This window comes from Acrocarpospora phusangensis (genome assembly GCF_016862995.1).
GTDB lineage: Bacteria > Actinomycetota > Actinomycetes > Streptosporangiales > Streptosporangiaceae > Acrocarpospora > Acrocarpospora phusangensis.
On sequence record NZ_BOOA01000038.1, the window covers coordinates 21,001 to 33,705 of the forward strand.

Sequence of the window (12,705 nt, forward strand, 5' to 3'; positions counted from 1 at the left end):
GTCAGTCCTGGCGGGCCGTCACCTGCGCGGGCCCGCCGGTCAGCTCGTCGGCCTGCGGCAGGGAGATGAAGAAGTCCCGCCCGTTGGTGAAGCCTGTCACGGGACGGCCGAGACGGGCCGAGACCATGCTCGTCACCTCGTGGTAGAGGGGTTCGAGCTCGGCGGTGGTGCTGACACGGAAACTCTCCCCTGCGGCGAGCTTCTGAGCAATGAAGTCGGTCATTCCACGCTTGAACTGGATTTTCTCGTCCGGGGTGAGAGGTGTCGGCATAGGCGAAGACGCTACCAGCGCCCGCCGGCCGACGTCATGCGCCGGGCATCCTCGCTAATCGGAAATGACATAGGCGGGACAAGCGGTGGCGAATGCCGTGCCCGCCGTTCAACCGCGCAGTTGGGCGTTGAGCCGTGCGGCCTGGCGCGTGAGATGGCCGCGTTCACTACCGGGGACGGAGCCGCGTGCGGGTTCTCGACATGCCGCCGCGACATTTTTGGCGGATGATCAGCTTCCGCGGCGGCCTGCGTCATGGTCTTGACAACGCACCCGGCGCGGCCGGAACAATTTGGCTGTTCAACGAGTAGCGCATGCGTTCTAGAGCTTCGACCCCAGACACGGTCGGCCTCGCCGTCGCCCAGCTGACCCGCACCCGACAAGCCGCGGAGGACCGTTGCCCCTCGTCGCCGGGGTCGACTCGTCGACCCAGTCGTGCAAAGTCGTCATCCGCGACGCCGAGACCGGGGAACTGGTGCGCGAAGGCCGCGCCACACACCCGGTCGGCACCGCCGTGCCGCCGGCCGCGTGGGAGGCCGCGCTGTCCGGCGCGGTCGCCCAGGCCGGCGGACTGGACGACGTGGCGGCCGCCTCGATCGCCGGGCAGATGCAGGGCATGGTGTGCCTGGACGCCGGCGGCGCGGTGATCCGGGACGCCGTGCTGTGGAACGACACCCGCTCGGCCGGCGCCGCCGCCGACCTGATCTCGGATCTCGGCGGCGGCGAGGAGGGACGGCGGGCATGGGCGGAGGCGGTCGGCCTGGTGCCGGTGGCCAGCTTCACCGTCACCAAGCTGCGGTGGCTGGCCTCGGCGGAGCCGGGCAACGCCGCCCGTACGGCCGCGGTGTGCCTGCCGCACGACTGGCTGACCTGGCGGCTGTCCGGCGCGCCGGGGCTCGACGCGCTGCGCACCGACCGCAGCGAGGCCAGCGGGACCGGATACTGGTCGGCCGCCACCGGTGAGTACCGCCTGGATCTGATCCGGCTGGCGTTCGGCCGCGACGATGTGCTGCTGCCGCGGGTGCTCGGGCCGACCGGTCAGGCCGGGCGCCTGCGCACCGGCGCGCCGCTGGGCCCCGGCGCCGGCGACTGCGCCGCGGCGGCGCTGGGTGTCGGCGCCGAGCCTGGCGACGTGATCGTGTCGATCGGCACCTCGGGCATCGTGTCCACCGTCTCCGACGTGCCGACCGCGGACCCGAGCGGAATCGTGGCCGGGTTCGCCGACATGACCGGCCGGTTCCTGCCGGTGGTGTGCACGCTCAACGCCGCCCGGGTGCTGGACGCGGCCGCGGCCGTGCTGCGGGTGGACCACGCGGAGCTGTCGGCGCTGGCGCTGTCCGCCCCGCCGGGCGCCGACGGGCTGGTCCTGGTGCCCTACCTGGAGGGCGAGCGCACCCCGAACCGCCCGCACGCCACCGGAGCCGTACACGGCCTGACCCTGCGGACCTCGACCCCCGCGCACCTGGCCCGCGCGGCGGTGGAGGGCATGCTGTGCGCACTCGCCGACGGGCTGGACGCGATGATCGCGCAGGGCACGACGGTCAACCGGGTCATCCTGGTCGGCGGCGGCGCCCGCTCGGAGGCCGTGCGCCGGATCGCGCCCACCGTCTTCGGCCGCCCCGTGCTCGTCCCACCCCTGGGGGAGTACGTCGCCGACGGCGCCGCCCGCCAGGCGGCCTGGGTGCTGTCCGGCGGGCGGCAGCCGCCCTCGTGGACGGTCGGCCAGGTCGAGACGCACGAGGCGGACGCCGTGCCGGCGATCCGCGAACGGTACGCCGTGGCCCGCGAGAACGTCCTCGACCGCCCTGCCTGACGACGGCGAAGCGGTTCAGCGGGCTGTCTCGGCCTGATCTGCGGCCGTCGGTGCCGCCCGCATCGCGCCACGCATCCTCTCACTACTCGGGACTCCACCGACCTGTGCCTGGCCAATACGCGCCTGACGCCTACGGGATGGCGCCGTTAAGGTGGAGGCCGTTGGGAGGGATCGATGCAGAACAGTCGCAAGCGGGCCACGCTGGCCACCGTGGCGGCCTCGGCCGGGGTGTCCGTGGCCACCGTGTCCAAGGTGCTCAACGGCCGCAGCGACGTCGCGCCGATCACCCGTGAGCTGGTGCAGTCGCTGCTGGTGGAGCAGGGATACGTCACCCGCCCGTCACGCCGGCCGCCGGCCATGGTGGAACTGCAGGTGAGCGGCGAGCTGTGCGCGTACTCCACCGAGATCATCAAAGGCACGCTGGAGGCCGGGGGCGAGTCGGGCGTACCCGTCGTCGTGACCAACGTCAAGGGCGCACCGCCCGCCGGTGACGCCTGGGCACGCGGGCTGGCCGCCGCGGGCAGGCGGGCCATGATCCTGCTGACCGACGAGCCGAGCCCGCGCCAGGTCGCCGCCCTCACCCGGGCGGGCCTGCCGGTGGTCGTCATCAACCCGCTCAACCCGCCGCCCACGCCCGTGACCAGCATCGGCGCCACCAACTTCGCCGGCGGCATGTCCGCCACCCAGCACTTGCTGGCCCTCGGCCACCGCCGCATCGCATGTTTGGGCGGCCCCGCCGACGCCGCCTCCAACCAGGCGCGCATGCACGGCTACCGCGCCGCCATGGAGGCCGCGGGCGTGCCCGTGCTGCCGGGATACGTCCGTACCGCGGGCTTCTGCTATCCCGACGGGTTGCGGGCGAGCGCCGGCCTGCTGGACGTGGAGCCCCTGCCGACGGCGGTCTTCGCGGCCAGCGAGGAGATCGCACTGGCGCTCATGTGGGTCGCCAGGGAGCGCGGCCTGCGCGTTCCCGAAGACCTCAGCGTGGTCGGCTTCGACGACACCGAGATCGCCGCCATGACCTCTCCCCCGCTGACGACCGTGCGCCAGCCGCTGCGCGAGATGGGCGTCGTGGCGCTCCGCACGGCGTTGCGCCTGGCCGCCGGTGAGACGATCGAGTCGCGCCACATCGAACTCGCCACCGAACTCGTCGTCCGCGGCTCCAGCCTGGCCGCCTGAGCCGGTGCCGTCCGCACGGCCGGTAGCTCTGGCGGCGGCCAGGTCGGCCTTGAGCGCTTCGGTGAGCATCGGGGGGCCCCGCGCACGATCTCAGCGATCAGCGAGGACGAGGAGGAACCCGCGAGGCTAACCGGTCCCGGGTCTTCTCCGTTGGCGTCGCGGAATGCCGCACATCGACGAACACGGCGCCTGGCCATGCCCACTGGCCGCTCGTGCCTCATTCGGCGCGTAAGATCGCTGACGTGCGACTGATTCTCTCCCCGCCGCCCGTCCGCTAAGCGGACGGCGCGTTTCCTGTCACACCGGGTGATCGGTCCCGGTGTGTTCTGTCGTTGTCCGCGGATGACCTTTCCCGTCAAGACAACGAACACCTGGGGATGATCATGTCTAGCGTGCGTTCCCTGCCCGTGGGCAGGGGCATGCTGTTTATCGCGGTGGCGGCGACCATGTGGGGCACCGGTGGCGCGGTCGCCGCGCTACTCTACCCGAGCGGGCTCGGCGCGCTCGCCGTCTCGTTCTGGCGTTTCCTCGGCGGCGCCGCCGTGCTCGGGCTGGCCTGGCCGCTGCTCCGTTTCCCGCTGCTGGACCGCTTCCGCGCCGGGCCGGTACGGATGCTCGCGGCCGGAGCCGGCATGGCGGTCTACCAGACGGCCTACCTCGCCGCCATCGACGTGGCCGGGGTCGCGGTCGCGACCGTGGTGACGCTCGGGTCCGGGCCGATCCTGGTCGCCGCCGGAGCCCGCCTGTGGCTGGGCGAACGCCTCGGCGGCCGGGGCGCCGTCCTCGTCGCGTCGGCCCTGGCGGGGCTGACGCTGCTGGTCACCGGCGGCGGGACGGCCGCTGAAGTGCCGGTCCTGGGCGTTGGGCTGGCTCTGCTGTCCGCTGTCGGGTACGCGGGCACCATCCTGCTCGGCCGGAGTGGCGAAGACTCGATGGCCGGGACGCTGGTGGGATTCGCCGCGGGCGCGCTGTGCCTGCTGCCGTTCGCGGCGCTCTCGGGGCTGTTCCCCGACGGCGGGGTCACGGTGACCGTCGTGGGGTTGCTGGCGTATCTGGGGGTGTTTCCCAGTGCGCTCGCGTACGGGCTGTTCTTCGCGGGGCTGCGGGTGGTGCCAGCGGCGACGGCTTCGGTGGTCGCGCTCGTGGAGGCGCTGGTGGCGGCGGCCGTCGCCGTGGCGTTCCTCGGGGAGCGGCTGACCGTGCCGGCCGTGGCCGGAGGCGTACTGCTGCTGGGGGCGGTGGTGCTGATCCGGGGCGAGTAGAGCGGATTCGTGAGATTTCGAACTTCTGCCGGCAGGCGCCGCCCTCGCGCCATGAGTGACTGAAAGCCGCGTGGCCATGGCCCTTCGGGCGTGGTGAGATCGACACGCGGGGCGGGCATGACGGCTCGGGCGTGCGTTGGCCGAGGCCAGGCCGTGGCGACATCGACGCGAACGAGGGAGGCGGGCATGCCGGACATGACGGCTCGGGCCGTGCACTGGCCGAGGCCGGGCGTGGTGACGATCTCCACCGGGGTCGAGGTGCGGGAACCGGGCGCGGGCGAGGTCGTCGTGGATGTCGAGGTCAGCGTGACGAGCCCGGGGACCGAGCGCGCCTGGTTCCTGGGCTTGCCGAACGCAATCATCGACTTCCCGTACACGCCGGGATATCTGGCGGCGGGCAGGGTTCGCGGCACCGGGACCCGGGTGGCGTTGAAGGGTGCGCCGCATCAGAGCACGGTGGTGGTGCCGGAGGCGTCGGCGTACCCGATTCCGGAGGGTGTGGCGGCGGGGGACGCGGCGTTGTGGCAGCTGGCGCTGACCGCCATGCACGGGCTGGAGATGGGCGGGTATCGGCCGGGCGAGCCGGTGGCCGTGGTCGGCGGGGGGCTGCTGGGGATCATGGCGCGGAGGCTGGTGGCCGCTTGCGGGTCCACGGACTGCCTGGCGGTCGCGTCGTCGGATGCGAAGGCGTGGACGGCGGCGGCCGAGAGACATACCCGGCTGATGTCGGGGCCTGCCTCTCCCCCGCAGTTGGACGTGACATCGGCTGAGAGACCGACAACGATCCGCGGTCCCCTGGAACCTGACGTGACGTCGGCTCAGAGCCCGGCAACCGCCCGCGGGCACGCCTCTCCACTGGAACGGGACGTGACGTCGATTCAGAGGCCGGCAACCGCCCGCGGGCACGCCTCTCCACTGGAACGGGACGTGACGTCGGCTGAGAGACCTGCGACGCTCCGCGGGCACGCCTATTCGCTGGTGTTGGACGTGACCGGGGCTTCCGAAGGGCTGGCGGTGGCGGTGGCGGTCGCGGCGGACGGGGGGCGGGTGGTGGTGCTGGGGTCGCCGCGTGCGGCCCGGGCGCCGGTGCCCGTCGGCGCGATCTACGAGCGGGGGCTCTCCGTGGTGGGCTCCCACATCTCCACGCTGGCCGACCCGCGCGCCTTCACCGAGGAGTTCTTCGCGCACCTCGCCGCCGGGCGGATGTCGTTCGCGGACGTGCTGACGCCGTACCGGGCGGAGGACGCGCCGATGGCGTACCGGCGGCTGGCTTTCGACCGGTCGTTCGTGGCGGCGGTCTTCTCCTGGCGGGAGGCCCCGGCCGCCGGTGCCGTGGTGTGGAGTCCCGCGGCCGAGGTGAGGCCGATGCGGTTCGGGCTGATCGGGTGTGGCGACATCGGCATGGTGAACGGGAGCGCGCTGCTGGCCGCCGCGGACTCCGAGTTGGGCGCGTGTTTCGACCCGGCGTCCCGGCTGGCCGAGGAGGTCGCCCGCGAGCACGGCGGCGACGTGGCGGGATCGCTGGCCGAGCTACTCGCCAGGGACGACGTGGAGGCGGTGGTCGTCGCCACTCCGCACGACACGCACGAGGAAATCGTGGTCGCCGCGCTCGACGCCGGCAAGCACGTGCTGCTGGAGAAGCCGGTCGCCGCCGACCTGGCGTCGGCGCGCCGGGTGGCCGCGGCGGGCGAGGCCGCGGCCACGACGGTGGGGATGCTGTTCCCGCAGCGGCTGGACGACCGGGTCCTGCGCGCCCGGGCCGCGATCGAGGCGGGCCTGCTGGGCTCGCCCGCCGGCGCGGTCTGCACCTATTTGATCGACAAGCCCGCGTCGTATTTCATCGGCGGGTTCAGCCACCGGGCGCCCTCGACCTGGCGGCTGTCCAAACGCCGCGCGGGCGGCGGGTTCCTGGTCATGAACCTGATCCACCACCTCGACCTGATCCGCTACCTGCTCGGCCGCGAAGCCGACCTGGTGTACGCGCAGACCACCCCCTCCCCGGCCGCCGCCGACATCGAGGACCTGGCCAGCGTGATCATCCGGTTCGGCGATGTGGTCGCCACCTTCACCGGCTCGGCCACCGTCGTGGACGGCCCCGGGCAGGCCATCCGGCTCTGGGGCGACGCCGGACACGTGGAGATCCTGCCCGAATCGCGGCTGCGCTCCCGCCTGCCCGTCCCCGAGGACCTGCGGACCTGGACGCCCGGCGCGGGCTCGGCGGCCGACCTCAAGGCGCGGGCTTTCTCCCGTTTCGTGTCGGCCGTACGGCACGGCGAACCGCCCGACGTCACGATCGCGGACGGGCTTGCCGTCCAGGCGACGATCACGGCCGCGTACGCCTCGGCGGCGTCAGGTATGCCGGTTTCGCCGATGTCTTGCGGGGACGGCGAAGCGGGCGTGTGATCAGATCATGGCACGCACGCCCGCGGAGCGGGTCACCTTCATCCCCTGGCCGGAGGTCCGCTACCGGCGGCCGTACGACATCGAGGCCGACTGGGTGCTGATGAGCACCTGCAACTACCGGTGCGCCTACTGCTTCTGGGACGCCGCCGACCTGGGCGCGAAGATCTCGACCCCGGCGGACGCGGCGCGGCTGGCCTCGTTCTTCGACGAGACCGGGCTCACCTGGCTGCTGCACCTGACCGGCGGCGAACCCTTCATGTACCCACATTTCCTGAAATTGTGTGAACTTCTCACTCAACGGCACCACATCAGCATCAACACCAACGCCGATTCGGTACGTATCCGCGCGTTCGCCACGACAATAAATCCGAAACACGTGGATTTCGTGCATTGTGGGGTTCATGAGGATCAGCGCGAGCTCAAGGAGGGAAAAGAGCGTTTCATAGCCAACGTCACACTGCTCCGGGACGCCGGATTCCCCGTTTTCGCCTCCTGCGTCATGGACCCCCTCCTTTTCCCGAAATTTCATGACATGTGGGCGGAGTATGCGGATCGCGGCGTCGTACTGATTCCGAAGGCGCTCCGCGGCTTCCACGCCGGCCGCCATTTCCCCCGCGCGTACACCGACGAGGAACGGGAACTCTTCTACGACTACACCCGCCGCGCCGCCGAGTTCTATGCCGAGTCCTTCGCCGCCAGGGGCGAGCCGCCGTCGATCAACCCGTTCATGGACGGCCCGCTGTTCCTCCGCCAGATCCCCGACTTCCGCGGCGACCTGTGCGAGGCCGGCCACCGTTTCGTCCGCATCATGCCCGACGGCGCCGTCTACCGCTGCGGCCCCGGCGACCTGATCGGCAACCTCGCGGAAGGCTGGTTCGCCCGCCGCGAGGGCCCCTCCGAGTGCGTCGAACGGGAATGCCCGTACTTCTGCGCGAAGTACCGCATCCCGTAGGCGTCACCCGGCGTCGGGGTGCTCCCGCAGGCGGTCCTGGGCCGTCTCCAGCCAGTCCCGCCAGCCGCCCAGCGACCACAGGCGCAGCGTGGCGTCCATGCCGGCGCTGATCGCGTACCGGCCGTCGGGGGTGACGGCGACGGAGGTCACCCAGCCGGCGTGGCCGCGCAGCGGCGGGCCCAGCGGGGTGCCGTCCAGCGCCCAGAGCCGGACCGTGCCGTCCTGGGCGGCGCTGACCACGATCAGGCCGTCGGGGCTGAACGCCACGTCGCGGACCTCGCCGTCGTGGCCGACGAACGGGCCGCCGACCGCCCGGCCGTCCAGGTCCCACAGCCGCACCGTACGGTCCCCCGCGCAGCTGGCCACCAGTGAGCCGTCGGGTGAGACCGCCACCGACTCGACCTCGCCCTCGTGGCCGGCGCACACCACCGCGTCCCGGCTGTCCGGAACCCAGACGCGTACGGTCCCGTCCCGGCCGCCGCTGATCACGCGCAGGCCGTCCGGGTGGAAGGCCACCCGGGTCACGGGCGCGCCGTGCGCGCCGAACGGGGAGCCCGCCTGCCGGCCGTCCAGGTCGGAGAAGCGGACCGTGCCGTCGTCGGAGGCGCTGGCCAGCAGCGACCCGTCGGGGTGGAAGGCCAGCGCGTTGACGGGGGCGTCGTGCCCGTCGAAGGCGGGACCGGCCGGCGCGCCCGTACGGTGCCAGCGACGGACCAGGCGGTCGCTGCTGGCGCTGGCGGCGAGCCGGCCGTCCGGGCTGAGCGCCACGCCGCGCACGCTGCCCCCGTGCCCGCCCATCGGGCCGGCGGCCAGGAGGCCGTCCAGGCCGGACAGGCGGATGGTGCGGTCGTCGCTGCCGGTGGCGATCAGGCCGTCCGCGCCGACGGCCATCTTGTGGATGAACTCGCGGTGCACCTTCCAGGCGGGCCGCGCCTGGTGGCCGCCCGCGTCCCAGCGGCGGGCCGGCTCGACCTCCCCGGCCGCCTCGTCGTCGGAGGCCCGGCGCCGGGCGGGCGCGGGACGGGGTTCGTGCCAGTCCCAGGTGCGCAGGGTGCGGTCCAGGCCGCCGCTGACGATCAGCGTGCCGTCCGGTACTCCCGCGACGGTCGTCACCGGGCCGGCGTGGCCGATCCAGGGGTCGCCGGCCTGCCGCCGGGCGTGGGCGTCCCAGATCCGGATGGTGCCGTCCTCGCCGCCGCTGATCAGGAAGTCGCCGTCCAGGCCGTACGCCAGGCAGGTGACGAAGCCGTCGTGACCGGCGAGTGGCGCGCCGCGCGGGATCAGCGCGTCGCCGCGGACGGTCCAGATCCGGATGGCGCCGTCTCCGCCGGCGCTGGCCAGCAGGGATCCGTCCGGGTGGAAGGCGAGGGCGCTGACGAAGTCGTCGTGGGCGCGCACGTCGGCGGAGACGTCGCCGCCGGCCTCCAGCACGTCCGGGTGGCGCCAGCGGAGCATGCGGCCGTCGGCGGTGCCGGTCACCAGCAGCCTGCCGTCCGGGCTGACGGCCAGCGCGGACGCGGGCTCGCCGAACCCCAGGCCCCGGCCGCCGTCCAGCCGGAACACCATCACGCCCGCGTCCCCGGCGGCGATGAGAGACTGCCCGTCGGGCGCGAAGGACAGCCGGTGCACGCTGTCCGGGTAGCCGGTCAGCGGATCCCCGTACGGGCGGCCGTCCAGCCGCCACAGCAGCACCGTGCGATCTTCGCCCGCGCTGGCGAGCAGGCGTCCGTCGGGTGAGAAGCACACGGCGTTGACGGCGTCGTGGTGCCCGGCCAGCGGCTCCCCGTACGGGTGGCCGTCGCGGCTCCAGAGGCGTACCAGGCCGTCGTCGCCGCCGGCGGCCAGGACGCGGCCGTCGGGGGTGACCGCGACCGCGCGGACGGCGGTCCCGATGTCCAGGGCGCGGCGCTCGCGGGCGCGCAGGACCGTGGTCCTGAGCGCCGCCGCGACGGCTCCCAGCGGGGGTTCGCCGGGCAGGTCCGCCAGGCCGGCCGACACGGTGGCCGCGGCCACCGCCAGCGCCCGGACGGGTTCGACGCCGATCAGCCCGGCGGCCCGGGCGGCGCGTTCGCGCAGCGCGCGTTCCAGCTGTGAGCGTTCGTGCTGGACCGCCGTCTCGCGCAGCCGGCGGCGCTCGCTCTCCTCGGCCTCCCAGGCGGCGCGGCTGGCCTCGATGAAGTCGCGCTCCTCGGCGCTCAGCTCGTCCCTGCTGCGGTCCAGGTTGCGCAGCGCCGCCGTCAGCAGCGCGCCGCGCAGCAGCCGGTCCCCGCCGGGGTCGGCCCGCCAGGCCCGTACCTGGCGGTCCAGTTCCTGCCGCCAGGACAGGAACTCGCGGCCGCTCTTGAGCCAGCCCTGCAGTTCGGCCCACTCCCGCAGCAGCACGTCGTGGATGAGCTCGACCGTCTCCTCGTGGCCGGGCTCGTCGGCGGCGGTGACGAGCAGCCGCCGGTCGGCGAATGCGGCCACCACGCTCTGCACGGCCCCGGCGCGTTCCGGGCTGCGGATCAGTTCGGCGACGCGCCGTTTCCACCGGCTGTCCGGGATGCCCTGCAGCTCGTCGCCCAGGTGCACCAGGTCGGTGAAGACCTGCCGCGCGGTGTCCCGCAGCGCGGCCGGCAGCGCCCGGTACGCCTGGTCCGCCCAGTTCGTCAGGCCGCCGGTGACGCCGCCGATGTCGCGGTACACGTCCCACAGCAGGATGCCGTCCCGGCGCAGCTTCCACAGGTCGCCGAGGGCGAACTCCAGCAGCGGCAGCACGGTGCCGCTGGCGCGCGGCTCCTCCGGATCGTCGGGATCGTCCTCCCGGGGCCGGCCCGCCACGGCCGCCCGGATGGCGTCGTCCACGATGGTCTCCGCCAGCCCGGGCTCGAACCTGAGCCGTACGGCCTCGGCCGGCTGCTCCACGATGGAGATCAGCTCGTCCCTGCTGAGGAAGGACGGCACGTTGACCAGGCCGCGTTCGACCCAGTCCATCAGCTCGGGGGCGTCGCCGGCCATGCGGCTGTAGAAGTCGTCGCGCATCACCAGGATGAGCGTGCTCTCCCCGTCGTGGCCGAGCAGCCGGTCCAGCTGGGCGACGACCCGGCGGCGGTCGGCCTCGGGGACGGTGGCGAACAGCTCCTCGAACTGGTCGAGCACGAGCACGACACCGCCCGGGCGGGCCTCGATCGCGGCGACCAGGTCGGTGGCGAAGCCCGGCAGGGCGGCCTCCAGCGCGGCCAGATCGGCGGGGCGGCCGACCACGCAGTCGTACCCGGAGAGGCGGGGCACCCGTCCGGCGCGGATCTCGGGAATCAGGCCCGCCCGTACGGCCGAGGACTTGCCGCTGCCCGAGGGCCCGATGACCGCGAGGAACCGGGGCTGCCTGCGCAGCCGCCCGACCATCTTGCGGACGAACGCCTCCCGGCCGAAGAAGAAGCGGGCGTCGGTCTCCTCGAAGGTGGCCAGCGGCCGGTACGGGCAGACGTCGGAGAGCTGCAGGGCCGGCCAGGCGTCCCGCAGGCCCTCGCCGGGGGTGGCCAGGGCGACGCCGACCTGCCTGCCGTACCGGTCCTCGCTGAGGATTTCGCGGATCATGCCGATGACGTGGCCGGTGGCCAGGTCGATCACGGGGCCGCCGCTGAAGCCCGTGGTGACGTCGTTGCTGCGGCCGAGCTGGATGACCGGGGAGCCCCCGAGCGGTTCGGGGACCGGGCCGATGACCACGCCGGTGGCGCGCAGGCCGTGGTCGGGCGAGGCGTCGGGGAAGCCGAAGGTGGCGAAGTCGGCGCCCTCGGTCCCGGCGGCCGAGGAGACGACGAGCGGCGGGACGTCCAGGGGCGCGTCCAGGAGGATGACCGCGATGTCGGCCTCGCGCGGGTCGCGCCAGTGTTCGGCCAGGACGGTGCCGCGCACGACCTCGGAGCCGACGCCGATGTCGACCTCCTGGCCGGGCCCCGACCGGGCCCCGACGACGACGTGCGCGCAGGTCAGCACGAGTTCGCCGGTGGAGATGACGAACCCGGTGCCGGCGGTGAGGCCGCGCGCGTCCAGGACGCGCACGACGGACCTGGTGAAATCCACCCTCATGATCTGTTCACCGGCTTAGCTGTGGCGGACGAGGGAGCACCCGATCCGGGTGCGCGGAGTGTCGATCCAGCCCGCCACCGCGTTCTTGGGGCGGGAGAAGAGCGACCCGGTGAACGTGGCGGGGCCGCCGGGCGCGTCGATGGCCAGCCGGACCAGCAGCGGGTCGTCGGCGTCGACCTCCCCGGTCACGTCGTGCGATCCCCCGCCGGGCTGCGCCCACGTGCCGCTCAGGCGGCGGCCGTCGAGGTGCTCCAGGACCACGGTGGCGGGGCCGCCGTCGCAGCGGGCCGCGAACGTGCCCGCGAAGTCGCCCGGCTCGGCCTCGCCGCGGCGGAAGGCGGGCAGCAGCCGGGGCGCGGACTTCTTGGCGAAGAACGCGTACCGCTCCTGCCGCCAGTACGTGACTCCGGCGATGGCGTTTCGCCGGGCCGGAGAAAGGTAACCGGTGAACTCCTGCGCGTCCAGGCCGTTGAAATCGTGAATGCGTACCCGAATCTCGTGCGGCCATTCACCGCCGAAATCCGCCGTCACCACATGTTCGGTTTGGAAACGGTAACTGAAGTACGAACCACGCAATTGCGCTTCTCCGGTGTCCTCGGCGAGTTCCAGCCGGCCCAGCCAGCCGTCGTCGTACCAGGTGTATTGACCGGCGAAGTCGTTTACCTGAAGGATAGGTGGCGAGTCCGCATCGAAGACACTCATCGGAATCGAAGATAGGCCCACCGCGGCGGTGGCACAACGGGGCACAACGGGCGGGAAC

The 12,705-nt window shown here is 73.1% G+C and carries 9 protein-coding genes; 6 read left to right on the top strand and 3 right to left on the bottom strand.

Annotated elements, in window-relative coordinates; translation table 11 throughout:
• Position 1: 1 nt before the first annotated feature.
• Positions 2-271, bottom strand: a complete 270-nt coding sequence (locus Aph01nite_RS22660; RefSeq protein WP_204042966.1) for a hypothetical protein — start codon at positions 269-271, stop codon at positions 2-4.
• Positions 272-456: 185 nt separating this feature from the next.
• Here Aph01nite_RS22660 and Aph01nite_RS42215 point away from each other — a divergent pair, with 185 nt between their 5' ends.
• The 6 genes from Aph01nite_RS42215 (at position 457) to Aph01nite_RS22685 (ending at position 7,877) form a co-directional block, all read left to right on the top strand.
• Positions 457-579, top strand: a complete 123-nt coding sequence (locus tag Aph01nite_RS42215; protein WP_275419272.1) for a hypothetical protein — start codon at positions 457-459, stop codon at positions 577-579.
• A gap of 86 nt (positions 580-665) precedes the next feature.
• Entirely contained in the window at positions 666-2,081 is a 1,416-nt protein-coding gene (locus Aph01nite_RS22665; RefSeq protein WP_204042967.1) for a xylulokinase, read from the top strand.
• A gap of 174 nt (positions 2,082-2,255) precedes the next feature.
• Positions 2,256-3,260 carry a LacI family DNA-binding transcriptional regulator gene (locus tag Aph01nite_RS22670; protein WP_204042968.1) on the top strand — a complete coding sequence of 335 codons (1,005 nt, stop codon included), beginning with the start codon at positions 2,256-2,258 and terminating at the stop codon, positions 3,258-3,260.
• Positions 3,261-3,643: 383 nt separating this feature from the next.
• Complete coding sequence (locus tag Aph01nite_RS22675; RefSeq protein ID WP_239161888.1) at positions 3,644-4,522, top strand: DMT family transporter; 879 nt, start codon at positions 3,644-3,646, stop codon at positions 4,520-4,522.
• Positions 4,523-4,708: 186 nt separating this feature from the next.
• Positions 4,709-6,925, top strand: coding sequence for a Gfo/Idh/MocA family oxidoreductase (locus tag Aph01nite_RS22680; RefSeq protein WP_204042969.1), 2,217 nt, complete (start codon positions 4,709-4,711; stop codon positions 6,923-6,925).
• 7 nt (positions 6,926-6,932) lie between these two features.
• Positions 6,933-7,877: a radical SAM protein gene (locus Aph01nite_RS22685; RefSeq protein WP_204042970.1), complete on the top strand. Its 945-nt coding sequence runs from the start codon at positions 6,933-6,935 to the stop codon at positions 7,875-7,877.
• A 3-nt stretch (positions 7,878-7,880) separates the two neighbouring features.
• Here the strand turns inward: Aph01nite_RS22685 and Aph01nite_RS22690 are convergent, their stop codons facing one another.
• Positions 7,881-11,945: an nSTAND1 domain-containing NTPase gene (locus tag Aph01nite_RS22690; RefSeq protein WP_204042971.1), complete on the bottom strand. Its 4,065-nt coding sequence runs from the start codon at positions 11,943-11,945 to the stop codon at positions 7,881-7,883.
• Positions 11,946-11,960: 15 nt separating this feature from the next.
• Positions 11,961-12,647, bottom strand: a complete 687-nt coding sequence (locus Aph01nite_RS22695; protein ID WP_204042972.1) for a hypothetical protein — start codon at positions 12,645-12,647, stop codon at positions 11,961-11,963.
• Between the last annotated feature and the right edge of the window lie 58 nt (positions 12,648-12,705).

Coding starts and splice junctions, on each gene's coding strand:
- Aph01nite_RS22690 (WP_204042971.1), bottom strand. CDS start 11,945: ATGAGGGTGGATTTCACCAGGTCCGTCGTGCGCGTCCTGGACGCGCGC.
- Aph01nite_RS22660 (WP_204042966.1), bottom strand. CDS start 271: ATGCCGACACCTCTCACCCCGGACGAGAAAATCCAGTTCAAGCGTGGA.
- Aph01nite_RS22670 (WP_204042968.1), top strand. CDS start 2,256: ATGCAGAACAGTCGCAAGCGGGCCACGCTGGCCACCGTGGCGGCCTCG.
- Aph01nite_RS22675 (WP_239161888.1), top strand. CDS start 3,644: ATGTCTAGCGTGCGTTCCCTGCCCGTGGGCAGGGGCATGCTGTTTATC.
- Aph01nite_RS22695 (WP_204042972.1), bottom strand. CDS start 12,647: ATGAGTGTCTTCGATGCGGACTCGCCACCTATCCTTCAGGTAAACGAC.
- Aph01nite_RS22680 (WP_204042969.1), top strand. CDS start 4,709: ATGCCGGACATGACGGCTCGGGCCGTGCACTGGCCGAGGCCGGGCGTG.
- Aph01nite_RS22685 (WP_204042970.1), top strand. CDS start 6,933: ATGGCACGCACGCCCGCGGAGCGGGTCACCTTCATCCCCTGGCCGGAG.